This is a genomic window from Dyadobacter sandarakinus, from assembly GCF_016894445.1.
GTDB classification, from domain to species: Bacteria; Bacteroidota; Bacteroidia; order Cytophagales; family Spirosomataceae; genus Dyadobacter; species Dyadobacter sandarakinus.
In genome coordinates this window covers 4,996,653-5,020,360 of sequence record NZ_CP056775.1, presented here as the reverse complement: position 1 = coordinate 5,020,360, position 23,708 = coordinate 4,996,653, and the positions used below count along the sequence as shown (strand labels likewise).

Here is a 23,708-nt window from a genome sequence, read left to right as displayed (position 1 = left end):
TAAATCCAAAGGATCAATGTCAAATAATCGCAGCACCATACTATCTGATGCATGCGAAGCAAGAAAAACTTATCTGAGCTTTTGAGGGGATTTGAACCCCTGACCTCTTCCTTACCAAGGAAGTGCTCTACCCCTGAGCTACAAAAGCATTGTCGTTAGAACCAAAAAGCGATTAGCGAAAAAGTTTCAGTCTGAATGTTTTCGCTAATCGCTTCGATGGTCCTTATTGAGCGGAAGACGAGGTTCGAACTCGCGACCTATAGCTTGGAAGGCTATCGCTCTACCAGCTGAGCTACTTCCGCATTTACTTGCCTGATCCTTACTGGTAATAAGGGGCTAGACAGTGGGGGCGGATGGATTCGAACCACCGTAGGCATACACCAGCAGATTTACAGTCTGCCCCATTTGGCCACTCTGGTACACCCCCAGACATCATTTCAACACAACTGCAAAACCGTTTGTTTTACTTTTGGAGTCGCAAAATTATATCCTTTTCTTAAAATCTCAAATCCTTTTTAAAAAAATGACAAAAAAAATGAGACTCGGACGTAAGTAAATGGTGTCCAGAGCCTCAATGAATGTGCTAAGTAATCTTCTATTCAGGGGTAAATGCCTGTATCAGAACAGCCTTATACCAAAACTCAGCACTTTTACGGCAGGACCTCTATTTGACTGATACAGCTCATTGAGATCGTAGCTCACAAAAAAATCAGGAAAATTCCGGATACCCAGTTCCGCCGCAAAGCCGTAACGCAAATCTTCGACAAAGAAATTCCGACGGTCGTGAGTGACATCCTTGCTACCCTCGACGCGTAATTTGGTGTAGCTACCCAAGCGATACCCCCCATACACACCTGCACTGATGTAAGACACAAAAGAGCGTGAAAAGCTGAGGGTAGGCATTAACGATAGATTCACATAGGGAACAGTCAGCTTGCTTTTTTTGAGGTCCATCTCTTTACCTTCATCATCTTTAACAAGGGAAAATTCTACTTTGTCATTGGTTTTTGTAACGGTGTTGTTTCCATCAAACATGAAATTATACCAGGAAAAATCGACGCCCAGATCCAAATGCAGCCGTGTACCGCTCCCGCCTGCAATTCGCGTACTCACCACATAGCCCAGGCTGATGTAGCGGGAGCCGAAAGGACGCAAATCGTAATCGGCAGTATTATACCCCTGACTATCATTATGCCCAAATGTATTTAGTCCCAATGCAATATTGAATCCACGTCGGGGACTAGACCCAAAGCCTGATTTGTAAAAATTTCTGTACGACTTGCGATGTGTTGAGTCAGTTACAGTAACCTGGTCATCTTTTACCTCCACTCCTTTCGCATTGATGGTAACTTCGGTATCACCGTCCTTTACGTAAATGCCCCGAAGTCCAATTTTCACAAAGTCGCGCTGGTTATTCTGACTTTTATTTTTAAGGTACTCGTTACCGTCAAATTCTTCTACCACAATGGTTGTGTCAGTCTGGCTGCTATCCAGTCGTACCTTCAGATCCCTTAATAATGCATTGAGGTCGTACTGCATAACAGTTTCAAGTTCCTTACGGCTTTCTCCAAAAATAACCAGGCGTGTTTTTGGTCCGAATGTGACAACAATAGAGTCCTTGTTGTTTGCCTCAGACATGAGAGCTGCGGCATTTGCATTTGTCAAAAAGGCTGATAATAATAATCCGAGTAATAGCTTAATTTTCATGGCTCAATCAGTTTACAACTTTGTTTTTTCTTTGATATCCTGGTACTTATCTGAAAACTTTTCCTCTCCGTTCCGCAACTTATCGTCTACTCTGGCAATTATGCGCTTCGGATTAAAACCTACTTCCTCCCAGTCCACTTTCTCTCCGGCACGCGCGTTTTTTAGCTGTCTGAATACCTTCACAAACCTGCTTTCTTTTGCTTTCCGTCCATCTTCGGAGGGAAGTTCAATGTGGACCACCATCTTGCGGTTCACTTCTTCCTGAGTGGCAGTAGCCACACTTTGCTCCGCTAACTCCGGCAACTTTGGCATGGATTGCTCTTTCTCATTAATCTCTATGGGAGCAATGCTTTCAAGCGGAGTGACGGCAGTGACGAGCTCTTCCCTCTTCTGAATTGATGATTCCTGGATATTCGGCTGAGGTGCACTTAGCTCTTGTACGTGGCGCTTTTTGTCAGTACCGGCTGCTACTACTGCGGTCATGCTGGTTTCGGGCCTGACTTCAACAGCGGATTTTGCTTCCGGTAAGTCAGTAGGTACTTCGGTCGGTTTAGGGTCGTTTGCCTGTGGCTGTTTTTGTGCCAATGAGATGTGGGTGCCAGTGCGTTGTTCATGTTCTACATTCCATACCACATACCCGATACTTACAAGCATTGCCAGACTGGCAGCCACTCCGTACCACCAGTGGGCTTTGGATTTATTTTCTTTTCCGGTGCCAGCTGACAGCTTTTCCCAGGCTGCATTCGAAGGAGTTTTGCTGATGTCTGACAACTTACTCCTGAAAAGATCATCAACAGGATGCGTTTTCATAGTTTACTTTTTTTTTAAAATCCATATCCCATTCACTAACCAGCTTTTGTAACAATGCTCTTGCCCGATGCAGCTGCGACTTGGATGTACTTTCGGACACGCCCAGCATTTCTGCTATTTCCTGATGCGCATATCCTTCAATCGCATAAAGGTTGAAAACAGTCCGGTAACCTTCGGGCAGTGTTGCAATAAGGTCTAGGAGGGCTTGTGCGTCGAGATTTTGCTCCGCATTTGCACAACTATCATCAGCGATATACGCTGCCTCGTCAGACAGGTGGCTTTCCTGAATTTTCTTAAACTTCCGGAGGTAACCCAGTGCTTCGTTAACCATGATCTTGCGTATCCAGCCTTCGAGACTACCTTCCCCACTGAATTGATCTATCTTACTGAAAACCTTCATAAACCCCTCTACCATCAGGTCCTCGGCAATCATATCATCACAAACATAGCGATAGCAAAGCCCCAGCATCCTCCGGCTGTATTTGTCATAGGCTTGTCGCTGCGCTTTGGGATCGTCCCTTTTCAAAGCGCTTACAAGCTGACCTTCCTGGCTAAACAATGCTAAAATTCGCCCCATTAGTTTGGTGATTTCAGCAGCAAGATGCGCTTTACCACAGCAGAAGTTGCACGAGCATACATTTTTTTTATCAAATCTGTTCTGATAGCTTTGAAAACCATTATCAGATATAATTCAATGCTTAATTCATCTGCACCTATCGGTATTTTCGACAGTGGAATCGGGGGAATGACGGTTGCCAGCGCGGTTACCCGGCTCCTTGGACAAGAAAACACGATCTACTTCGGTGACACTGCCCATTTACCTTATGGGGACAAATCAACCGCTGCGATTCAGGCGTATTCGATCAAAATATGCAACATGCTGATTCAGCAGAATTGTAAACTGATCCTCATAGCCTGTAACTCGGCATCTGCTGCGGCATACGAGCTGGTTAAAGAGTATGTAGGCAGTAAGGCGAAGGTGATGAATGTAATTGACCCCATCGTCGACTACATCAAGGAACATTATGAGGGTAAAACCATTGGGCTGATTGGTACCAAGCAAACCGTGCTGTCCAATGTTTACAAAAAGAAAGTGGATGCGCTGGACAAAGGAATTAACCTGAAGTCGCTTGCTACGCCGCTGCTGGCACCTATGATTGAAGAGGGTTTTTTCGACAACAACATCAGTGAAAGTATTATCACCAGCTATCTTTCAGACAGTGTGCTGACCGGTATTGAAGCATTGATTCTGGGATGCACCCATTATCCTTTAATCAAAAATCAGATTCAGACGTTTTATGAAGGCAAAGTAGAAATTCTTGATTCATCTGAGATCGTTGCTCGGTCATTGAAAGGTTTTCTGGAACAACATTATTTGCTGAACGAAAAAGGAGAAGGCAGAAGGCAGTTCTTTGTATCCGATTACACCCAGTCGTTCGAGCAATCCACTGAGATATTTTTTGGTAAACAGATTCAGCTGGAACATTATCCACTTTGGGAATAGGGAAAAAACAAAAAAGCGAAGCTCTTGCTCCGCTTTCATTTAACTACCTTGTAGCGCTTGTCTTACCCGGGAGGCAATAAAGTCGCGCTCCTGCTGCTGTTTCCGGCTGTTTCGGTACCAGAGATATCCGATGATTGCTACCAGTAAGTAGGGCATGACAAAAAGAAACATAATTCCTGTGTTAAGCCCTACGCCAACATTATTTCTTCCATTGCCCATTGAACTTTCGACGGTTCCGCGACACATTGCGCATTGTGCCCACCCATCACTTCCAATCAGGACGAGTGTCAGCACAAAACCAGCTATTATGATCCACTTTTTCATGAGTAATAAGGACTAATCATTAAATAAACGACTACACCGGAAATACTGACATACAACCAGATCGGTAATGCCCATTTTGTTGCTTTTCTATGCGCCGTAATCTGGTTAGTATAACCAAAGTACACCGCACGTAATACAAACCACACCACCACGATGGACAGCGTGATGTGCGATATCAGTAGAAAGTAGTAGACCGGGCGAATGAAGCCCTGACCACCATAAGGTGTAGACTCATTGGAAACGTGGTACAGAATGTAGCATACCAGGAAAACCGCTCCAAGAAGAAAAGCACCTGTCATCGTTTGTCGGTGAGCTGCTACCTTGCCCTGTTTCACAAATACATAGCCTGCAATAAGCAATACGGCAGTTAAAGAATTAATAACACCGATAACATGAGGTAATACCTTCGTCCAGGCACCGAGATCCACCTTTTGCCTGATTCCGAGCAGCACAGCTACTGCCAGTGGAATAACAATGGCCAGAATGTTGATTATCCTTTCGTATTTAGGTTTTTTTGCCAATACCAGCGTTGCCATAATTACTCCTCCTGCTTCTTTCTTTTTTCGTAATTCAAAATCTTAATTTCAGCCATCAGCCGGTCTATTTCAGCCGCATCCAATGCATTGTACAAGCCTCTTACGTAACCCTGGTAGTCAAATAACACAAGTTTCTTCTCAGGCATCTCAGCATCCTGCACATTGCTACTCAGCCAACTCGTAATATCCTGCTCCGATCCCCTGAGTGTATGCCAGCCAGCCACATCAGCTTTCTCACGTATCCTATCGCTATTTTCCTGTGAGTATGTTAAGGTCAACAAATTTAACTCAGGAATTGCATTTTCTAACACTGCTATGCGTTCAAGTTGAGCCAAAACCAACTCGCAGGAATCTTCACAGGTCTGCGGGAGAAAATGGACAACCGTCAGTTTGCCTGCAAGCTCAAATGAGCTTAAATTGTTGTTAAGGCTTATGACATTCAACTTCCGGAATACAGTGTCGCCCTTTGACATCACTACCTGCCCGCCTTCATTTCTTTCTGGTACGAAGTAGGGTAGATTATAATGGTTTGTGCCAAAAAACTGAAGGAATGCAAAAACAAAAGCCGGTATTACCAATGTGACGATCAGTAATCCGGCTTTGAATGATTTAGTCATTATGCTTTAATCGAAAACCGCCTTGAATATGGCATTGCCTTCAAGAAGTAGTGCCAGTATCAGCCACGCAACGAAAATCACAGGAATCAGAATTGACCATATCAGCGATTTTGTCTCGTGTTTTAAGTGCATGAATTCGCCGACAATGTAAAACGCTTTCACAATGGTCATGACAATGAAGATTGCAACCTTCAAAGTACCGTGATGCAGGGTAAATGCAATCAAGAATTCAACTGCAGTTAGTACCAGCAAGATCCAGAACGTTTTCCAGATTGCTTTTCTTTGTTCAGCGCCAGCTTCGGGATCCTGGTTATGTATATGATGTACGTTAGCCATTTTTATCTAGATGTAATATTTATTGCTTATTAAACCAGGTAAAAGAATGTAAATACAAATACCCATACCAAATCTACGAAGTGCCAGTAGAGTCCTACTTTTTCTACCATCTCATAGCTCCCTCTCTTATCGTAAAAACCGGTAGCAGCACGGAAGAATATAAGAATGTTCAGAATAACACCACTAAATACGTGCGTTCCATGGAAGCCGGTAATGAAGAAGAAGAAATCAGCAAAAGCAGGAGGACCGTACTGATTCTCCGTCAGGTTAGCCCCAAAAATTGTCTTGTTGACCCAAGTTCCATTTTCAATCACTTTCATTACGGAACCAGCGTCTGTACCATGAATAAAGTGGGACCACTCCCAGGCCTGGCATCCAAGGAAAGTAAAACCACCGAGGATTGTCCACAACATGTATTTCTCAACACTTGCACGATCCATCCTGTGGCCTGCCTCTACTGCAAGTACCATTGTAACGCTACTTGCAATCAATATAAATGTCATAATACCGACAAATACCAGCGGGAGTGAGATGCCATGAAGAAATGGCACTGCTTCATATACCTTTTCAGGTATCGGCCAGTACATGTTTGAAAATGTAAAATCCGCTGCTTCACCCTGAAAAGCAGGAAAGCTAAACCGCGCTGTGCCATAAGCAACCAGCAAGGCGGAAAAGGTAAATGTATCCGAGATGAGGAAAAACCACATCATCAGTTTACCGTAACTTGCTTTCATCGGCTCAATACCCCCCAACCACATCTTGGGTTCTACTGCGCCAGGTGTTGTTACATTTGCAGCCATTGATCAGTATTATTATTTAAAAGTCAATAAAAAAACAAAAAGGTATATCCAAAGTATGTCCAGAAAATGCCAGTATGTTACACATATCTCGATTTTCCGAAGGTTTTTTGAATGAACATTCATCCGAACTGCAGCTGCCAGTGAAAACATCAGCACGATAATACCACTAATCAGGTGCAATCCATGCAATCCTGTAAACACATAAAAAAACGATCCTGACGGATTGCCCACGAAATAAACATTCATTTCAACGAGCTTCTTCCATCCTTCAAACTGCATAAACAGAAAAGCCAGACCCAGGACAAAAGTAATAGAAATTGCTATCTTCAATTCCCTGAAACGGTCTTTTTTTGCCGCAAAATACGCCCATTGCATAGCTGCACTACTCAGAGCAAGCACTACAGTACTATACCAGAAGATTTGAGGCATTTCAAATTCTAGCCAGTTACCTTCCGCTCTTCTTACGAGGTAAGCACTGGTTTGAGACGCAAAAAGCATAATGATTGTCACGAGGAACAACCAAAGTATGAACTTAATCGGGTCCATAGACAATGTCTCCCGTGGACTCCGATCACTTTTTAACTGTTGAACACTTTCCATTTTCACCTAAAACTTAATCACAATTTATCCAACAAAAACGCAATTTGCACAATGGGCAGGTATATAAACGATCCGAACATCAGTTGCTTGGCAGTCTTGTCCGTACAGGTACGCATCAGATGGAAAGTCTGCGCAAGAAATAGAATTCCGAAAATCGAAGCTACGAACGCAGAGTTTATCCCCGTCATTCCCAACTCATATGGCAACCAGCCAACCGGAAGCAAAAACAACGTGTAAATCATAATCTGCAACGTTGTATCTGAATCTTTGAGGCCATTTGCAGGCAGCAACTTAAAGCCTGCTCTCCGATAATCATCATCCAGAACCCAGGCGATAGCCCAGAAATGCGGAAACTGCCAGAAGAACTGAATGGCAAACAGAATACCCGGTTCAAGACCAAAGTGGTTTGTAGCCGCCACCCAACCAATCATGGGAGGAAATGCCCCTGGGAATGCTCCAACAAACACCGCAATCGGACCGACTTTCTTTAATGGTGTGTAAACAAAACCATACAGAATCAGTGAAAGAAGCGATATGAGCGCAGTATTCAGGTTGAAAGCTGTAACGAAGATTGCCAAGGATCCCACGCCCAAAATGATTGCGTAAGCAGCAGCCTGTTCGACAGAGATCCGGCCACTCGGTAGGGGTCTGGACATCGTCCGCTTCATCAATTTATCCAGATCCTTTTCAAGAATCTGATTAATGATATTAGCAGCACCGGTGATAGCGATTGAAGCAATGATAAACAGCACCATTTTTACGCCGCTTACTTCCTTTGCACCGAGGCAGTAACCCATCGCGCCGGAAAAAGCAATTAATGAAGCTAATCTGAACTTCAATAGCTCGAACAGAACACTCAACCTACCCCTAACTCCACTAAAAAGACTTAAACTTTCCTCAGCTGATGTCATTCGTTAACCAATATAGGAGCGCCGGATTGGGGCGCTGTACTCAAATATCTTTTACTATTCAGAAGCCAAACCATGTACTGTAAGCCTATCAGAATGATCGCAAGTACAAGATGTGATGGTTGCGCTAAGGCTGGTACACCAAGGTAAGCCATCGATATACCTGTAAGCAACTCTATACCCAAAACACCTGCACAGGCAAAAGCAAACTTCCGTATGATTGAGCCAGCCTGCTCAACCTGCAGGACCTTATAGATCCAGAGTCCATTTATAAGCACCAGCAATATTGAGAAAGACCGGTGAATATAGAACTCGGTACCAAGTGACCCTATCCAGAGTGCCCGCTGATCATAACCCAAAGCAGCAATAGTGACGTCCATCGTCTCACGTACCTGGGTACCCAGCAGGATTTGTACCAGAGAAAGGCTCATGGCAGCAACACCCCATCCACTTAGCCCTGCTTTGTCTTTAACATTGTTGATGTCACTCTGACCAAAAAATCTCGCCCAGGTAAAAAGGTATAGTACCAAAAAGACGATTACAATAGCCAGTAACATGTGCAACGTAACTACAACAGGTGCAAGTTCAAATGAAACTACCTTTGCACCAAGCCAACCCTGAAACCCAACAAGAAGGAAAGCGGAAAGGCTGTAGTAGAATATTTTCCTGGGACCTCTTTTCAGGAATGGAAGTGAAGCTAGGAGCAGGAGGAAAATCATAACTCCCGTAAAAGCTCCTATCAGTCTGTTTACATATTCAGTCCAGGTTTTTGCCGGATTGAATATAACCTCGCCCTTCAGCTTTCCGCGGTAAACCTCCTTGTAATCAGCAGGTAGCTCGCTCAACTCGGTAGGTGGAACCCATCTTCCGAAACAGCGGGGCCAATCCGGACAACCCATGCCGGAGCCTGTACTCCTCACTACTCCACCCGCGACAATAAGCAGGTAGAGTACAATGATTGTATTTAAAGCTAACCGCCGAAAACGACGGTTAGCTTTTGGCTCAATGTGAGACTTTAAATTGGTCATTAAAATTCTGCGACTCAATAGCCTTTTCTGTGGCAATCAGTTCATTCTCATGCGGGAAGTTAGATTCCAGTGTCTGAGAATATGGAACGTTCTGAGGGATAAAATCCTCCTTTGCACCCGGCTTGCTGTAATCATAAGACCAGCGGTACACTGCAGGAAGATCACCTTCCCAGTTACCATGACCTGGGTTGACAGGAGCTGTCCATTCAAGCGTATTCGATCTCCACGGATTTTGAGGCGCTTTCTTACCTTTGAAAATGCTGTAGAAGAAGTTCCAAAGGAAGATAAACTGAGCAAGAAAAGCGAAAATCGCAGCTACGGAAATGAACATATTCATGTCCATGAACTTATGGGTAAAGTCGTAGCTTGTGAACTGATAATATCGACGAGGAAAACCAGCGATACCTACATAGTGCATTGGAATAAACACCAGATATACGCCCAGGAAAGTCAACCAAAAGTGTAGCTGTCCGAGGCTGGTATTCATCATTCTTCCAAACATTTTAGGAAACCAGTGGTAAACTCCCGCAAATAATCCAAAGGCCGAAGCCGCACCCATTACAAGGTGGAAGTGGGCAACAACAAAGTACGTATCATGCAGTTGGATATCAAGGGCACTGTTACCAAGAATAATCCCGGTTAAACCTCCTGACACAAACAGAGAAACCAATCCGATTGAAAAGAGCATACCCGGCGTAAAAACGATGTTACCTCTCCAAAGCGTAGTAATATAGTTGAACCCTTTTACTGCGGAAGGTACGGCAATGATCAGCGTCAGGAACATGAACACTGAGCCAAGGAATGGATTCATACCTGTCACAAACATGTGGTGAGCCCAAACGATGAATGCCAAAAATGCAATACCCAGCATAGATGCAATCATGGCGCGATAACCGAAGATCGGTTTGCGCGAGTTTGTTGCAATTACTTCTGAAGTAATACCAAGTGCTGGCAGAAGAACGATGTAAACTTCAGGGTGACCCAGGAACCAGAAAAGGTGCTGGAACAAAATAGGGCTACCACCTACGTTCGGCAATGCTTCTCCATTGATATATATATCTGAAAGATAAAAGCTGGTACCGAAGTGACGGTCGAAGATGAGAAGCAATACGGACGAAAGAAGAACCGGGAACGAAATAAGACCGAGTACCGCTGTAATCAGGAAAGACCAGATTGTGAGTGGCAGCCTGTCAAATGACATACCGCGTGTACGCAAATTGATAACCGTAGTAATGTAGTTAATACCACCTAGTAGCTGAGATACGATAAAGAAAGCCATACTCATCAGCCATAGGGTCATACCCATGCCTGATCCCGGGTGTGCTTGCGGAAGCGCACTTAGTGGGGGATAAATAACCCATCCACCCGCAGCAGGTCCCTGCTGTAAAAACAGTGAGGCGAACATGATAACACTGGCAAGAAAAAAGAACCAGTAGGAAAGCATGTTCATAAAGCCCGAAGCCATATCCCGGGCACCAATCTGCAATGGAATTAAGAAGTTACTAAAAGTACCGCTCAACCCGGCTGTAAGCACAAAGAATACCATAATGGTACCGTGCATGGTAACAAGCGCAAGGTAAAAGTTAGGATCCAGCTTACCTGTATCACTAATCCAACCTCCAAGTACCGGTTTTAACCATGAAAGGTTAGAATCCGGAAGACCAAGTTGTATCCGGAATATAACAGACATGGAAATGCCTATAACAGCCCAGAGGATACCAGTGATCAGATATTGCTTTGCAATGACTTTATGATCTTCTGAGAAAATATATTTTTTCCAGAAGTTAGGCTCTTCATGATGATGTTCATGCTCGACAACATGTTGGTGAGCTGAATCTAATCCTTCAATAGCTGACATATAATTATTGTATTAGATTTTTCAAAATTAGCGAAGACTGCTTGCTCCTCCACCTACACTCCCTGAAGCTGCTGAACTATCCGCCGCTGGTGTTGCTGCCTCAGCAGGAACAAACTTCATAGCCTTGGCTTTCAGATTTTCAGGAACCTTCGCCAAGTACTCCGGATAAGTCTGGAGGAAACTTGGCTGCTCAGCACACCACTTCTTGTAAGATGCTTCGTCTTCAACGATAAGGCGTATTTTCATTGAAAAGTGTCCTTGCCCACAAACTTCTGTACAGGCAATTTCATAGTCAAAGTTCGGGTTATTCAGTTCTGCACGCATGTCAGCTGTCGACTTATCAGGCACGAACCAAAACCTGGTTGGCAAACCTGGAACTGCATCCATTTTGACACGCATGTGAGGGATGAACACACTGTGCAACACATCGCGAGCTCTAATCTTCAGCAACACCGGGCGATTAACCGGGATGTGCATTTCACTTGGAGTGGTAAAATCATCAAACGAGTTTTCATCGGAGAGATCAATACCTACTTCATTTTGTGAGTCGATCAGCTTGTAATTGTAATCACCCAATGTATTATCCTTAACACCTCCGTAACGTACAATCCAGTTAAACTGCTTTCCTGTAATCTCAATCACTTCGGCATCTTTTGGCGCTTCCGAAGTAATGTCAGACCATGCTCTCCATCCGGTAAATACCAAAAGTGCCATAACAATAGCAGGAACAATTGTCCAGATCAACTCTAACCTGTGATTTTCAGGATAAAACGACGCCCTGGTATTAGGCTTGTGCTGGTACTTCCAGGAAAAGAAGAATATCAGAAAGTTGACAATGATAAATGGTATCGTCAAAATTCCCATTGAAAACCAAAACAGGTCATCAGTTCTCCTGCCATGTATTGAAGATGCCTCCGGCAGGAAGAATTCGCGTGCATGCAGGTAGGACCAGGTAATAGATACTGCTCCCAGAACTAATATAACAATGAACAACGCTCCGTTGACCTTGTTTCCTGAAGGAACCGCAGAGTACTCGTCCGATCGATTAATACTTTTCAGAACTTTCTGAAGCCGGGCGATCACAACACCCGTGAGCACGACAAAAACAAGAGCAATTAATGCGATAACTATATACATAATGATGACTGATTTTCGATTAAGCTATGTCGTGATGCAACGACTCTTCCAGCATAGGGTGATTTCTCGGAATCAGATTAGCTTTCGTCAATTGGTTAGCAATCGAATAACCGAACGCGCAGAGGAACAAAATAAAGAATCCGACTTCCAGCGGTCCAAACCCTGCACTGGCACCCATGGAACCAGGCATAATGTTCGTGTAGAAATCCAAGTAATGACCTATAATCACACTCCAGCAAGCAACTTTCAAAATAGAATGGGTAAACTTTGCATCCCTTGTCATTAAGACCAGAAAAGGAAAGAAGAAGTTCAGGAACAAGGTAATAAAGAAAGGGGCTTTGAAGAATCCACCATGTCCGCGGAAACGCTCAATGAAGTAAATCGTTTCTTCCGGTAAGTTGGCGTAGTAAATCAACAGGAATTGGGCGAACCATACATATGTCCAGAAAATACTGAAAGCAAATACAAACTTACCAAGGTCTCTCAGGTGGCTTGAATTAACCGCACGCAAATAACCACGTTCACGAAGTAAAACGATAGTCAGCGTGATAACTGCTAACCCGGCTACGTGCCAGCTTGCAAGTGTATACCATCCAAACATTGTGCTGAACCAGTGTGTGTCAACTGACATTACAAAGTCCCAGGCCGACGTGGAAGAAGTTACACCGAATACAACCAAAAATGCAGTTCCAAAACGGATTGATTTTTCATAAAAATCAGTACCACCAATCTCATCCTCCTGCAAAGACAAGTTCCGAATCACACGCCACAAACCGTACCACAATGCGAAGTAAAGAACAAGACGTATCAGGTAAAAAGGCGTATTCAAGTAGCCTCTTTTACCAGCAATGATTGCGTCGTACTCAGGACCACCAACTTCATACAATCCTTCATGCGTCCAGTGAAATAAATCGTGTCCACCAAAAAGGAATGTAACGATTAGCACAACACCCGTAACTGGCAAGAATGCTGGCAGCGCCTCAGGAACTCTCTTGAAAACCGCAGACCATCCAGCCTGAGCCAGGTAGTTATAGGACAAGAAAAACATTCCTACAACCGCCATACCTGTAAAGTACACGCCATTAACCCAAAGATTGGCCCAGATGCGTGCCATCAAACCTTTTGCATGATGCCCGCCTTCCGCAGCAGCTTCATGGCCTCCGCCATGTGCAGCGGCATGCCCTGCAGCTTGTGCTGCATGTTCTGCACCATGAGCCGCAACTTCATGACCGCTACCTGTTGCCGCAAGATAAGCTCCAAGTAAAATCAGGGCAACACCTACGCCACCGCCAATCAACAAACTCTTCTTAGCTCCTGATGTAAATTCAAACCGCTCTTCAATAGAAGGAATCGAATGTGCTGATGCCATTATATTTTAATTTCTCTGTTATTCAAATTTCGTTAAGCGCCCTTCTGTAACTTCTGAACGTAGTGTACAATCTTCCAACGTTCCTCCGGATTAATCTGCGACCCATGCGGCCACATTCTGCCTTTTCCGTAGGTAATTACATGGAAAATATGTCCTTCATTCAAATTCTTGTAAGCATCACTCGCATAATTCGGAACACCCTTATACATCGCTCCAACTTTTCCGTCACCAGCTCCCGTAGCGCCATGGCAATGCTGGCAGTACCGATCGTAAAGTACTTTACCTTCTGCTAATGACTGCTCATTAAGAGGCACTGGATTCTTCAACACGCGTTCCGAAATCGTAATGCTATCGGCAGGAACATTGTAAACCATCAGATCGGTACTCACTGAGTCTGACTCTCCAAAGGATGTACGATAATTCCGACGGGCTACTGTACCAGCAACAGGAAGTCTCATTGTCAAACCCATCGGATTGATTGGGTTTGCTTTCTCCTGCTTGTAAGGTTCGTACCCTACTGGCAGGTACATGTTGGGAGCATACTCTTTTCCAGGGTCATTAGGCTTACGCTTACAGGCAGTAACTGCCAAAAAAAGCGTAGCAGCAATCAGGGAAAATCTATATAAACCTTTAAATCTCATTACGAACACGCTTTTAAAATTGCTTAACATTGACTTCTTCTGCGCCGCTGTCTCTCAAAGCCCGGGTAATCTCGTCAACCGTCATAGAATTGCGACCAAGCTCAATTGCCATCACAAACTTGTTATCAGTAGAACGCTCATCAAACCTTGGGTGAGCATGCGTACCGGGTCCGAGTCCATTAGATACAAAAAAGGTAGTTACCATTCCAAATGCTGTGAATAGTACCGTAAGCTCAAAGGTAATAGGAATGTAGTTTGGGATCGAAATAGGATCTTTACCACCAATAATCATCGGCCAGTCAATACCCATAGTCCAGATCATCAATGCCAATGCGCAGCAGCAGCCTGTAACACCAAACATAAAGGCGGCAATACCGATTCTTGTTCTGGGATGCCCAAGGGCTTCATCCATTCCGTGAATCGGAAAGGGTGAATAAACTTCTTTGATCTTAACTCCGGCCTTCCGCAGCTTTGGCACTGCATGAAGAACAGTATCATCGTCGTCGTAAACCCCGACCAAATATTTACCAGATAACTCTGCCATGTTTATACTAATTGAAACTTTCTAAGTCGTCTAAATTTCTATTCTTTATCCTTATTATACGCCGGCTCAGCTGTTCCACGCTGACGTACTTTCGCTACACCAGCAATTTTTCCCGGAAGCTGGGCAGAAGTTGAGCGCAGTACGGCTTTTACCTCGGCCATGTTTATAACCGGCAGATATTTCGAGAATAACAGGAAGAGTGTAAAGAAAAGCCCGAATGAGAATATGTAATCACCAATGTCATACCTGGTTGGAGAAAACATCGTCCAGCTTGAAGGAATGTAGTCGCGGTGCAGTGACGTCACAATAATTACAAAGCGTTCAAACCACATCCCAATATTTACCACTACTGAAATGAAGAACGTAAAAGTGATACTTCTGCGCAGTGTTCTTGACCAGAACAGCTGTGGAGATATTACGTTACAGGTCATCATAGCCCAGTATGCCCACCAGTAAGGACCGGTCATACGATTGAAGAATGCATAATATTCGTATTCAACACCACCATACCATGCAATGAAGAACTCAGTGATATAGGCAACACCTACTACCGAACCGGTCAGGGTAATTACCTTGTTCATGGTTTCAATGTGCTCCAGTGTGATATAGTCTTCCAACCGGTAAACTACCCTAGTAATCAGCATCAGGTTTTGTACCATCGCAAAACCCGAGAAAATCGCTCCTGCAACAAAGTAAGGTGGGAAGATTGTAGTATGCCATCCCGGAATAACGGACGTTGCAAAGTCCATACTAACAATTGTGTGAACGGAAAGTACGAGCGGTGTTGATAAGCCAGCAAGAATTAAGCTGATATATTCGTAACGTGCCCATGTTTTAGCTGAACCATCCCAGCCCATAGCAAAAGTGCCGTACATGAAGCGTGAAACTTTGCTGGTTGCTCTGTCGCGGATTGTGGCAAGGTCAGGAATAAGACCAATGTACCAGAACACTAATGAAACAGAGAAGTAAGTACTGATCGCAAAAACGTCCCATACCAGCGGTGAGTTGAAGTTCACCCAAAGTGATCCGAATGCGTTTGGAAGTGGCAAAGCCCAATATGCCAACCATGGACGGCCCATGTGCATCAGAATGAAAGACGCAGCACAAAGAACCGCAAAGATCGTCATCGCTTCCGCTGCACGGTTGATAGACGTTCTCCATTTCTGACGGAAAAGCAACAAAATCGCTGAGATCAATGTACCTGCGTGACCAATACCTACCCACCATACGAAGTTGGTAATGTCCCACGCCCAGCCTACTGTCTTGTTCAATCCCCACACGCCAAGTCCTTCCCACCAGGTCCAGGCAAGGCATACTGTACCATACGCCAGAACAATCAGGGAAATACCAAATGCGATCTTCCACTCCTTGGTCGGCGCTCCTTCAACGTGGCGACAAATATCTTCCGTTACGTCTGCGTACGTTTTCCCGCCTTGAATCAGGGGTTCTCTTACAGGTGAAGTAACATGCATACTAATATCAATTTATTGTTTTGATCTTCTAATTCAACCTCAGAATCAAGCGTGTTCCTTCTCTGCACCTGCCTTAGCAACTCCCGCTTCCTTGTTACGGATCTTGCTAAGATATGCCAGCTGCGGACGAGTGTTAATTTCCTCGAGCATGTGGAATGCACGGCCTTCGCGCTCTACTTCAAGCAACTTGGAAACCCTGCTTTCAGGATCGTTCATGTCGCCAAACGTAATAGCATCAGTTGGACATGCAGAAGCACAAGCCACATTTACCTCACCATCCACAATACGTCTTCTTTCTTTTTTCGCTGTCAGCTTGGCTTCCTGAATTCTCTGTACGCACATTGAGCATTTTTCAATTACTCCACGTGAACGTACCGTTACATCAGGGTTAATCACCATTTTACCCAAATCATTATTGAAATGATAATCGAAGTTATCATTATCAAAATATTTGAACCAATTGAAACGACGTACTTTGTAAGGACAGTTGTTTGCGCAATAACGCGTACCTACGCAACGATTGTAGGTCATTTGGTTCAATCCTTCTGAGCTGTGGGTTGTTGCCAAAACTGGACAAACCGTCTCGCACGGAGCGTTGTTACAATGCTGGCACAGCATTGGCTGGAATGTAACTTCCGGATTTTCCGATGCAATTTCCAATCCGCGAAGATCTTCGGCATCAGCATCGCTGCTGTAATAGCGGTCAATCCTGATCCAGTGCATCTCACGACTGTTAATCACTTCCTGGCGACCTACTACCGGAATGTTGTTTTCAGCTTGACAGCTTACTACGCATGATCCGCAACCAAAGCAGGTATTGAGATCAATGACCATTCCCCATGAATGGTTTTTATATTTATGACCATTCCACAACGACAGGTCGGTAGCATCTACCGGACCTTCAGCAGTCTGGATTTCCGGTTTGAACCTACCGGCCATCGGATCTTTCTGGAAATGAGAAAGGATGGTTTCCTGCAGAACCGACTTACGATTCATTACAGTACTGTGCGTCTGCGTCTGAGCGATTTCACGTGTATCGCCCGTCTTGGTTACGGTAACTTCTCCCGGGTTAAATGAAATGTACCCACCGGTTGATGTAGCAAATGGAAATACATTCTTACCTACACCATTTGCAGATTTTCCTGCTTTTTCACGACCGTATCCTACGGCAATCGCTACTGTTCCGTTTGCCTGGCCTGGCTGGATAACAACAGGTACTTCAACCAATTTACCTTTCAGGTCAACTTTAACTACATCACCTTGTGACAGGCCAAGATCAGTTGCCGTTTTCTGGGAAATACAAGCGTAATTGTCCCAGCAAGCTTTTGTAATCGGATCAGGAAGTTCCTGCAACCAAGGGTTGTTTGCTGTTGAACCTGTACCTATACCAACATTCTCATACAGCATCAACTCGATTCCGGATGAAGATGCCTTGTAGTTTTTAGAAATAGCTGATGCTGCGCCTGTAAGGTCACCGGCAAACGTGGCGCCATTTGCAATAGCAGTAGTATTTATATCAAATACCCCGTCATGAAGTGATTTGATCCAGAATTTCTCGAAATCACCAGCGCCTGATTGCGGGAACACATTCTTTCTCCAGTACGAACGCACATATGCATGGAAATCGGTTGGCAAGCCAGCCCATTTCAATAAGCTCTCCTGAGATTGACGGGTCGTGAATATGCGGCTGATTGCAGGCTGTATAAGACTGTAAGATCCGGCAACTGGTTCTGCATCTCCCCAAGATTCAAGAAAATGAGGCGCAGGACAGATGTATTTCAACAGAGATGAAGTTTCGTCGGCCCGCTCACTGAAAGAAACACTAAGAGTAACTCTCGGCAATGCAGATACCAACTCAGCACCACGGGGGTGATCATAAACAGGGTTCGCACCAAGCAGGAATAATGCGCTGACCTTTCCACCTTTCACATCGTCGATAAACTGATTCATCGCGATGTCATTTCCCTGACGGAAATTTACAGGCTTGTCTAGATTAATGGTTGTGCCATAACTGCCGAGCAAACCATTCAATGCGTTGATCACAACCTGTACAGCCGGATCATTAATGCCGCTTACTACCAATGCCTGGCTTTTTGCAGCAACCAATTCGGCAGCAGCTTTGTCCAGGTCAGGGATTTGCAGTGCCGCAGCACTGATTGAAGTACCACCTAATTTGGCGGCTACTTTATTGTAAAGCGCAGCGGCTACCAAACCGATCTGGGAAGGCTTAACTGCTACACGATAATCTGCATTACTACCCGTCACGGACAAACCCGATTCAAACTGGTAATGCCGCGACATATCTTTCTTACCACCTGCTTCGCTGCTCACCCGGCGGGTTGCTGCGTAAGCTTTGGCATAACCATCCGGCGCCACCCAGGTACCCAAAAAGTCAGCATCAATCCCTATTATTACTTTCGCTTTGCTGAAATCGTACGAAGGAAAAACAGCCTTACCGAAGGAAAGCTCATTGGCCTTCAGGATTGCGGCTGAGGAATTTGCATCGTATACTACGTGTGTCGTAGTTGGGTATTTTGCAGTAAAATCAGCTATAACGGCTTTGGTTGACGGGCTGAGAATTGTTGATGACAAAATTCTGATTGCTCCGCCTTTTGCAGCGATCTGTCCGAGTTGCGCGGTAATTTCTTTATCAACCGTTTCCCAGGATACCTTGGTATCTTCACCCTTTTTCGGTCCTCTTAGTTTTTCATTGTCGTACAGGCCAAGCAGTGACGCCTGTACCCTCGCACCCGTTCCTGCAGATACTTTCGACAGGGAGTTACCTTCTATCTTAACCGGGCGGCCTTCTCTTGTTTTAACCAGAATACTGGCATATTCTCCACCTTCTGAATAGGTAGAAGCATACCAGTTTGCAATGGTTGGAAATTCTCCTTCTGGTTTATTTACATAAGGAATTGCCTTCTTTACCGGAGTTTCGCAGGCTGCCAGAGATACAGCTGCCATACCGAAACCAAGTACTTTCAGGAAATCACGTCGGTGACTACCTGCTCCATCTATTAAACTCTCATATTTCTCACCGATCGGCTCGCTACCGAACTCAGAACTTGCATCCTTTACAAACTTCTCATCATTCCGCAGCTCTTCAAGTCCCCGCCAGTATCTTTTATCAGTATTTTCCATAAAACTTATTCAATACAATGCTATGTATCCGGGTGTTATTTCTCTCTTAATAGTGGCATTTTGAACATTCCAAACCACCAATATCAGCTACTTTCAAAGCTTCCTTGCTTCCCTCAGCATGCAACTGCACCAGCTTGTCATAGTACTTGTTGTCCTTTGTATTAACCTCCGTCTTGCGGTGACAGTCTATACACCATCCCATCGTCAATGATGAACGTTGTTGTATTACTTCCATTTTTTCAACCTCACCGTGGCAGTTCTGACATTCCAGACCACCTACATTCACGTGCTGAGCGTGGTTGAAGTAAGCCAGGTCAGGCAGGTTGTGTACACGCACCCATTCAATAGGCTGGTTGTTCTCGATAGAAGTATAAATCTTCTGGATTTCAGGTGATTCCTTCTTGATCACACCGTGGCAATTCATACAGATGTTTGCCGAAGGAATGTGAGCAGACTTACCCCTGTTTACACCGGTGTGGCAGTAATTACAATCAATCTTGTATTCTCCTGCGTGTAGCTTATGTGAGAAGGAAATTGGCTGCTTTGGTGCATAACCCTGCTGAACACCAACACTGTAAGCACCGTCAATCGTAGCTTTAATAACAAGCAGAAGGAAAATCCAGATCGTAGCTGACCGGATAGCCGGGTCGCCAGCCATTTTCTTTAAAGATGCACCAAGACGACTGGCAAAATCACCTCTAACCGGCTCAACCGTCTCCCCTGTAACAGCCTTGGACAACAAGGAAACAATTACCAGCAATACGCCAAGAACCAGCAACATGACAACCACAAGTGCAACCAGCACAAGAATGAACATGTCCGAAGGTGCACCGCCTTGCGCAGAACCCGCTGCCGCTGCAGCAGGAGCCGCTGCACCACCAGCTGCCGCTGCAGGAGCCGCGCTGGATGCATTGTCTACATACGCAAAAATGCTTTTGATATCATCTTCCGACAAGTTGGGAAAGCTTGTCATCTGAGCTTTTGAGTACTCATTGTAAATCTTAACGGCATAAGGATCGCCTGATGCTATGACAGCCTGCGAGTTACGTACCCATTTGGTAAGCCACGCAAAATCATGACGTGAGCTGGCTCCCTTCAGACCAGGGCCTACTACACGCTCATCTGTTACTGAGTGGCATTGCGCACAGTTGTTTTTAAAGATTGTTTCCCCCTTTGCAGCATCCCCGCCACCCGCTGCAGGAGCACCTGCCGCTGCTGTACTGTCCTGAGCTGAAACTAGATTTGGTACAACTAGCAGAGCCGCAATTAGAAAAGACAGAAGCGTTTTGGAGAGATTTGGGAAGGAAAAAAATCTGAAGTCCATTTGCAATGGTATATTCATAATTAACTATTCATTATTCTTCAACAGACAAAACTAGCTCACGATTCGTTATCCACAAAAGTATTTAGGCGATATTTTGCCCCCCAAACTTATTTATAATTTGTCTAATTTATGGTCATTTTTCACGCTCTCAGGCCTGAAAACGAGGTTTTCATTCAAAAGTATTTAACAAAAAAATACCATTTGCAGCTTCCCCGTTGAGGTGGACTACAAATGGTATTTTTCTACTAATTTTTTGATTGCCGGTGTCTGAAATAATGCAATCTAATTGGATGAGGTTCCGAGCGGATTCGAACCGCTGTACGAGGTTTTGCAGACCTCTGCCTAGCCACTCGGCCACGGAACCTTGTAAGGTAACTGCCAGTCGCCGGGACTGGCAGTTAAACCGGGTGCAAAAGTATCAAATTTTTTGTCTGTAAGACATTAATCCGTTACTTTTTTCCTTTTTTCTCGCTTTCCTCCATTTGTTCCTTCAATGCAGAAAGAACACTCAGATCTCCGAAAGTTGATTTTTCTGCTTCTTTCGGTGTGGTATCAGCAGGTGCTTTGTTACCACTTCTTGGAGATTTATCCTCTTTTTTCTCTTCTACAGGAGCAGACTTCACTTTTGAGTGTGAAAGAACAATTTTCTTCTCGTCTTTCAGAAATTCAAGAACTGTGAAATCAAGGCTTTCACCTACTTCTGCAACTGTACCATCTTCTTTTGTCAGGTTTTTGATTGCAGATACACCCTCGATTCCGTAAGGAAGTTCAAGCGTTGCAAACTTATCACCTTTGGCAACGATGGTAGATTTATGTACTGAGCCTACTTCAAAAATTGTTTCGAAAGTATCCCATGGATTTTCTTCAAGCTGTTTGTGACCCAAAGCCAGACGACGGTTTTCAGCGTCAAGTTCAAGAACAACCACTTCCAGTTCATCGCTTACTTTCACGAAATCGGAAGGATGCTTGATCTTTTTCGTCCAGGAAAGGTCAGAAACGTGTACTAAGCCATCAATACCTTCTTCCAGCTCGATGAACAAGCCAAAATTGGTAAGGTTACGTACAACACCTTTGTGACGGGTTCCTACTGCATATTTCTCTTTCAGGGAAGCCTGAGTCCAAGGATCCTCGGTAAGCTGCTTGATGCCCAAGGACATTTTGCGTTCCTGACGATCCAGCGTCAATACTACTGCATTGATTTCATCACCTACTGTCATAAACTCCTGCGGATTGCGCAGATGCTGTGACCAAGACATTTCAGACACGTGGATCAGACCTTCAACACCTGGTTTGATTTCAAGGAATGCACCATAATCAGCCACATTGACGATACGTCCTGTAACTTTCGATCCAACCTGGATTTCTTCGTCCAGTGAATCCCATGGATGCGACTGAAGTTGTTTCAAGCCGAGAGAGATACGTTTTTTCTCTTCGTCGAAATCCAATACAACCACATTGAGTTTCTGATCCAAAGCCAGCAGGTCGGACGGATGGTTGATACGGCCCCACGAAATATCTGTAATGTGAAGAAGTCCGTCAACACCACCAAGGTCGATGAACACACCAAAGTTGGTCATGTTCTTGATCACACCTTCGAGTACCTGACCTTTTTCAAGGTTGTTCAGGATTTGCTGACGTTGTGCTTCCAGATCTTTTTCGATCAGGACTTTGTGAGATACAACCACGTTATCATTTGCGTAGTTGATCTTAACGACTTTAACCTCCATGCGTTTTCCAACGAAAATGTCGAAATCACGGATCGGTTTAACGTCGATCTGAGAACCTGGCAAGAACGCCTCGATTCCGAATATATCAACGATAAGACCACCTTTGGTCCTTCTTTTGACATTAGCATCGATCACAACATCCTCATCAAACGATTTCTGAATGTTATCCCATGCAGTAATTACTTTCGCTTTTTTACGGGACAATACCAGCTGACCTTGTGCATCCTCCTGGTTTTCCACGTAAACTTCCACTTCATCCCCGATTTTCATTCCCGGCAAATCGCGGAATTCGTTGAATGAAACGATACCGTCGGATTTGAAACCGATGTTCAGGATTACTTCACGGTCTGTTATTCCCACAACAACACCTTTTACAACCTCTTTTTCCTGAACAGGGGAAAGGGTTGTCTCATACATTTGTTCAAGGTTCCGGCGATCGGAGGATGAATACCCTGTACCGAAACCTTTGTCTTCTGCCTTATCCCAATCGAAATCGGGAAATACTTGATTTTGGTTTTCCTTTGACATAAATAGGAATTGCTGCTCTTTGATACATCAGCTCACGAGCTAAATAGCTGAAAATAAGTTAAACAAGAACTTTTTACAAAAAATAGAGCGCAAAGGTACATGTTTTCCAATTTAAATCCCGAATGCTCCGGATTTAATTGAAGGCAAAAATCAGACAAGAAAGGAGTAAGGACTTCCCGGGAGGTGAACGTTAGTAGGTTCTTTCCTTTGATCCCAGGTAGGGTAGCCAGATATCATCAGCCAATCCTGAAAAATCTCTGATGAACATGAGGAAAGAGGGCCGGAAAGGACGTTGGCGGAGAGGCATTCCAATTTCTTCGGGAGTATGGTCGCCTTTTCTCGAATTGCAGCGTTTGCAGGCAGTTGCGAGATTGTCCCAGGTTGTTTTGCCGCCCCGGGATTTCGGGATAACGTGGTCGAGGGTAAGATTGTCGTGAGTTCCGCAATACTGACACCGGTTTCCGTCCCGCTTGAAGAGGTTTTGCCTGGTCATCACCACGCCCCTGTATGGAATATGTATGTAGCGGTGCAAGCGTATGACCACAGGCATCGGGTAGCGGTCGTTAACTGTCCTGAGATGCTCGCCCGGAGATTCGGCCAGCATTTCAGCTTTGTTCATGTATACTAACAAAAATGCTTTTGGAACTGTGCAAACACTTAACGCACTATAATCTTGATTAAGAACAAGTACCTTACCCATGAGCCTTGAGGTAGTTAGTTCTCACAATATACTAACTTCTGTGCGAAAAGAACGCTATCAGATTTCCTATTATTGCGAAAATTAGACTGAAGCTCAG

At 44.5% G+C, this 23,708-nt stretch carries 22 protein-coding genes and 4 tRNA genes; 1 reads left to right on the top strand and 25 read right to left on the bottom strand.

What is annotated here, in order from left to right; translation table 11 throughout:
- Positions 1 to 76: 76 nt before the first annotated feature.
- From HWI92_RS20690 to HWI92_RS20665, 6 genes are all read right to left on the bottom strand, one after another.
- Positions 77 to 148: transfer RNA gene (locus tag HWI92_RS20690), tRNA-Thr, on the bottom strand.
- A gap of 81 nt (positions 149 to 229) precedes the next feature.
- A tRNA-Gly gene (locus tag HWI92_RS20685) sits at positions 230 to 302 on the bottom strand.
- Between the two features lie 42 nt (positions 303 to 344).
- A tRNA-Tyr gene (locus tag HWI92_RS20680) sits at positions 345 to 427 on the bottom strand.
- 191 nt (positions 428 to 618) lie between these two features.
- Positions 619 to 1,707 carry a hypothetical protein gene (locus tag HWI92_RS20675; protein WP_204658819.1) on the bottom strand — a complete coding sequence of 363 codons (1,089 nt, stop codon included), beginning with the start codon at positions 1,705 to 1,707 and terminating at the stop codon, positions 619 to 621.
- A 12-nt stretch (positions 1,708 to 1,719) separates the two neighbouring features.
- On the bottom strand, positions 1,720 to 2,517 hold the full coding sequence (locus HWI92_RS20670; RefSeq protein ID WP_204658817.1) for a hypothetical protein: 798 nt from the start codon (positions 2,515 to 2,517) through the stop codon (positions 1,720 to 1,722).
- Positions 2,498 to 3,094, bottom strand: coding sequence for an RNA polymerase sigma factor (locus HWI92_RS20665; RefSeq protein WP_204658815.1), 597 nt, complete (start codon positions 3,092 to 3,094; stop codon positions 2,498 to 2,500). Before HWI92_RS20665 ends, HWI92_RS20670 begins: the two co-directional genes overlap by 20 nt.
- A 117-nt stretch (positions 3,095 to 3,211) precedes the next feature.
- Between HWI92_RS20665 and murI the strand changes: the two genes are divergently transcribed.
- The gene (gene murI, locus HWI92_RS20660) at positions 3,212 to 4,021 is read left to right on the top strand and encodes a glutamate racemase (RefSeq protein WP_204658813.1); all 810 of its coding nucleotides are present in this window, start codon (positions 3,212 to 3,214) and stop codon (positions 4,019 to 4,021) included.
- A gap of 39 nt (positions 4,022 to 4,060) precedes the next feature.
- Here the strand turns inward: murI and HWI92_RS20655 are convergent, their stop codons facing one another.
- The 19 genes from HWI92_RS20655 to HWI92_RS20565 form a co-directional block, all read right to left on the bottom strand.
- Positions 4,061 to 4,345 (bottom strand): CAMCR motif-containing small membrane protein, encoded by a 285-nt coding sequence (locus HWI92_RS20655; RefSeq protein WP_204658812.1) that lies wholly within the window; start codon positions 4,343 to 4,345, stop codon positions 4,061 to 4,063.
- Positions 4,342 to 4,881, bottom strand: a complete 540-nt coding sequence (locus HWI92_RS20650; protein WP_204658810.1) for a DUF420 domain-containing protein — start codon at positions 4,879 to 4,881, stop codon at positions 4,342 to 4,344. Before HWI92_RS20650 ends, HWI92_RS20655 begins: the two co-directional genes overlap by 4 nt.
- 2 nt (positions 4,882 to 4,883) lie before the next feature.
- Positions 4,884 to 5,459 (bottom strand): SCO family protein, encoded by a 576-nt coding sequence (locus HWI92_RS20645; protein WP_204658808.1) that lies wholly within the window; start codon positions 5,457 to 5,459, stop codon positions 4,884 to 4,886.
- A 45-nt stretch (positions 5,460 to 5,504) separates the two neighbouring features.
- Entirely contained in the window at positions 5,505 to 5,834 is a 330-nt protein-coding gene (locus HWI92_RS20640) for a cytochrome C oxidase subunit IV family protein (RefSeq protein WP_204658806.1), read from the bottom strand.
- A gap of 29 nt (positions 5,835 to 5,863) precedes the next feature.
- On the bottom strand, positions 5,864 to 6,634 hold the full coding sequence (locus HWI92_RS20635; RefSeq protein ID WP_204658804.1) for a cytochrome c oxidase subunit 3: 771 nt from the start codon (positions 6,632 to 6,634) through the stop codon (positions 5,864 to 5,866).
- 12 nt (positions 6,635 to 6,646) lie between these two features.
- Entirely contained in the window at positions 6,647 to 7,234 is a 588-nt protein-coding gene (locus HWI92_RS20630) for a cytochrome c oxidase subunit 3 (RefSeq protein WP_204658802.1), read from the bottom strand.
- A gap of 17 nt (positions 7,235 to 7,251) precedes the next feature.
- Positions 7,252 to 8,145 carry a heme o synthase gene (cyoE, locus tag HWI92_RS20625; RefSeq protein WP_229248395.1) on the bottom strand — a complete coding sequence of 298 codons (894 nt, stop codon included), beginning with the start codon at positions 8,143 to 8,145 and terminating at the stop codon, positions 7,252 to 7,254.
- Complete coding sequence (locus tag HWI92_RS20620; RefSeq protein ID WP_204658800.1) at positions 8,142 to 9,170, bottom strand: COX15/CtaA family protein; 1,029 nt, start codon at positions 9,168 to 9,170, stop codon at positions 8,142 to 8,144. Before HWI92_RS20620 ends, cyoE begins: the two co-directional genes overlap by 4 nt.
- On the bottom strand, positions 9,145 to 11,028 hold the full coding sequence (locus HWI92_RS20615; protein WP_204658798.1) for a cytochrome c oxidase subunit I: 1,884 nt from the start codon (positions 11,026 to 11,028) through the stop codon (positions 9,145 to 9,147). The genes HWI92_RS20620 and HWI92_RS20615 overlap by 26 nt, the downstream gene beginning before the upstream one ends.
- Before the next feature lie 27 nt (positions 11,029 to 11,055).
- On the bottom strand, positions 11,056 to 12,165 hold the full coding sequence (locus tag HWI92_RS20610) for a cytochrome c oxidase subunit II (RefSeq protein ID WP_204658796.1): 1,110 nt from the start codon (positions 12,163 to 12,165) through the stop codon (positions 11,056 to 11,058).
- Between the two features lie 19 nt (positions 12,166 to 12,184).
- Positions 12,185 to 13,534 (bottom strand): quinol:cytochrome C oxidoreductase, encoded by a 1,350-nt coding sequence (locus HWI92_RS20605; protein ID WP_204658794.1) that lies wholly within the window; start codon positions 13,532 to 13,534, stop codon positions 12,185 to 12,187.
- Between the two features lie 32 nt (positions 13,535 to 13,566).
- Positions 13,567 to 14,175 (bottom strand): c-type cytochrome, encoded by a 609-nt coding sequence (locus HWI92_RS20600; RefSeq protein ID WP_204658792.1) that lies wholly within the window; start codon positions 14,173 to 14,175, stop codon positions 13,567 to 13,569.
- Between the two features lie 13 nt (positions 14,176 to 14,188).
- Entirely contained in the window at positions 14,189 to 14,719 is a 531-nt protein-coding gene (locus HWI92_RS20595; RefSeq protein WP_204658790.1) for a DUF3341 domain-containing protein, read from the bottom strand.
- A gap of 38 nt (positions 14,720 to 14,757) precedes the next feature.
- Positions 14,758 to 16,191 carry an NrfD/PsrC family molybdoenzyme membrane anchor subunit gene (gene nrfD, locus HWI92_RS20590; RefSeq protein ID WP_204658788.1) on the bottom strand — a complete coding sequence of 478 codons (1,434 nt, stop codon included), beginning with the start codon at positions 16,189 to 16,191 and terminating at the stop codon, positions 14,758 to 14,760.
- Positions 16,192 to 16,236: 45 nt separating this feature from the next.
- Positions 16,237 to 19,332 (bottom strand): TAT-variant-translocated molybdopterin oxidoreductase, encoded by a 3,096-nt coding sequence (locus HWI92_RS20585; RefSeq protein WP_204658786.1) that lies wholly within the window; start codon positions 19,330 to 19,332, stop codon positions 16,237 to 16,239.
- Positions 19,333 to 19,378: 46 nt separating this feature from the next.
- Positions 19,379 to 20,656, bottom strand: coding sequence for a c-type cytochrome (locus tag HWI92_RS20580; RefSeq protein ID WP_204658784.1), 1,278 nt, complete (start codon positions 20,654 to 20,656; stop codon positions 19,379 to 19,381).
- A gap of 293 nt (positions 20,657 to 20,949) precedes the next feature.
- A tRNA-Cys gene (locus HWI92_RS20575) sits at positions 20,950 to 21,020 on the bottom strand.
- 85 nt (positions 21,021 to 21,105) lie between these two features.
- A complete protein-coding gene (rpsA, locus tag HWI92_RS20570) occupies positions 21,106 to 22,911 on the bottom strand; it encodes a 30S ribosomal protein S1 (RefSeq protein ID WP_204658782.1) in 1,806 nt (601 codons plus the stop codon).
- Positions 22,912 to 23,101: 190 nt separating this feature from the next.
- Complete coding sequence (locus HWI92_RS20565; RefSeq protein WP_204658780.1) at positions 23,102 to 23,611, bottom strand: HNH endonuclease; 510 nt, start codon at positions 23,609 to 23,611, stop codon at positions 23,102 to 23,104.
- Positions 23,612 to 23,708 lie beyond the last annotated feature (97 nt).